1 protein-coding gene is annotated in these 251 nt (G+C 40.6%); it reads left to right on the forward strand.

Annotation, left to right across the window (positions count from 1 at the left end):
- Positions 1-251: NAD(P)-binding domain-containing protein (locus tag AAEY79_RS15850; protein WP_352289609.1), on the forward strand; the 251-nt coding region annotated here is incomplete at both ends.

Consider the following 251-nt stretch of genomic DNA (forward strand, 5'->3'; position numbering starts at 1 on the left):
GTCAGAAGGTTTAGCTGATAAGCTGCATATTGTTTCTGATTTAGGAGACATGGTTAGACGTTTAGAAGCACCGCGTTCTATTTTGTTGCTTGTTCCTGCGGGCGAGTTGGTTGATGCTGTATGCAGTGAGCTCATAGAAGCAGGTGTACAGTGCAGCGATATTATAGTTGACTGTGGTAACAGTAATTATAAAGACGGTATTAACCGTAAGCTTAAATACCAAAATAAATTTGAGTTTGCCACTATGGGGA

Source organism: Psychrobacter sp. GW64-MNA-CIBAN-0177, assembly GCF_040309585.1.
GTDB classification, from domain to species: Bacteria; Pseudomonadota; Gammaproteobacteria; order Pseudomonadales; family Moraxellaceae; genus Psychrobacter; species Psychrobacter okhotskensis.